This window comes from Microbispora sp. CL1-1, assembly GCF_012034195.1.
Lineage (GTDB): Bacteria > Actinomycetota > Actinomycetes > Streptosporangiales > Streptosporangiaceae > Microbispora.
Window position 1 is genome coordinate 1 of the sequence record NZ_JAATEK010000120.1, and the last position, 1,533, is coordinate 1,533.

At 67.4% G+C, this 1,533-nt stretch carries 1 protein-coding gene; it reads right to left on the minus strand.

Features of this window, described 5'->3' with window-relative positions; all coding sequences use genetic code 11:
* Position 1 precedes the first annotated feature (1 nt).
* Positions 2-1,533: glycoside hydrolase 43 family protein (locus tag HCK04_RS40190; protein WP_142652758.1), on the minus strand; the 1,532-nt coding region annotated here is incomplete at its 5' end.

Consider the following 1,533-nt stretch of genomic DNA (forward strand, 5'->3'; position numbering starts at 1 on the left):
GTCAGGGTGTGGTGAGGTCGAAGCGGTTGACGGTGACCGCGCCGCCGAGGGATTGGGTGGCGTAGTTGAAGATGGCGAATCGGTAGCCCATGAAGAACTGCCAGGCGTTGCCCATGGTGAAGGCGGGCCCGAACGAGGTGAAGTTCACTCCGTCGGTGCTGTAGGAGAAGCGGGCCTGGCGGCCGCTGCCGGGGCGGATGTCGGCGTTGACCCGTAGCCAGATCCTGCCGCCGGACACGGGCGTGGAGGCCACTTCGGTGCCGGTGCTGGTGGTCTGCCAGCTACTGTTCATGGTCAGGTTGTTGGTCGCCACCAGGCGGGTCTGGCCGTTGTCACGCCTGACGCCGATCCAGGCCGAGGAGTCGCGCAGCATCGCCAGCCCGGCCCGGTCGCCGTCGCGCATGGACGCGTAGTCGAGCTCGATCGTCGCGGTCGAGGACGGGCCCAGGATGCGGTGGGTCAGGGTGTTGCGGGCCGAGTAGAGGTCGTTGGTGACGGTGGCGGTCTGCAGGCGCAGCCCGTTGCCGACGCTGTATCTGCTGGTGTCGGGGTTGTGGTTCCACTCCCACTCGGGGCCGAGCCGGCTGCCGGTGAAGGTGTCGGTCCCGGTCGGGGGCTTGACCTGCCGGGGCGGGCGCGGCACGTTGGGGTAGGGGTAGGAGCCGCCCCAGGCGCCGTTCACGGTCTGGACGGTGGGCCAGCCGTCGGAGGTCCAGGTGATGGGGGCCAGCACGGGGATGCGGCCGCCGGGGTAGGCGTCCTGGAAGGCCATGTAGTACCAGGCGCCGTTTTGGGTCTGGACCAGCCCGCCCTGGTGCGGCACGCCGCCGCCGGAGACCGGGCCGCCCATGTTGAGCAGCACCTGGCGCATCTCGTACGGGCCGAAGGGACCGTTGGTGGACTTCAGCACGTACTGCCCGTTGGCCGGGCGGGTCAGGAAGATGTAGTAGGCGCCGTTGCGCTTGTACATCCGCGACCCTTCCAGGGTGCCCACGCTGGAGGGGGTGGAGAACACCTGCTGGCTGCGGACCTCGCTCTTGCCGTCGGCCGACAGCTGGGCGACGCTGATCTGGGTGTTGCCGTAGGCGACGTACATGGTGTCGTTGTCGTCGACGAGCAGCCCGGCGTCGTAGTAGCACTTGTTGATCGTGGTGTGCCGGTTCCAGGGGCCTTCGACCGAGGTCGCGGTGTAGATGTAGGTCTTGCTGAAGTCGATGCAGCCGCCCCAGTAGAAGGTCTTGTTGCTCGGGCGGTAGTTCAGGAACGACGCCCAGATCCCGTTGACGTAGGCCCGCCCGCCGTTCAGGTCGTATTTGGACCCGAAGTCGAGCGTGGGCACCGAGTGTCCGGCGTACTCCCAGTTGACCAGGTCGTAGGAGCGCAGGATCGGCGCGCCGGGCGAGTAGTGCATCGTGGAGGCCGAGTAGTAATAGGTGTCGTCCACCCGGAAGACGTCGATGTCGGCCAGGTCCTCCCACAACACCGGGTTGGAATAGGTCGACGACGGCGGCCACGACCCGCTCGTCGGACTCG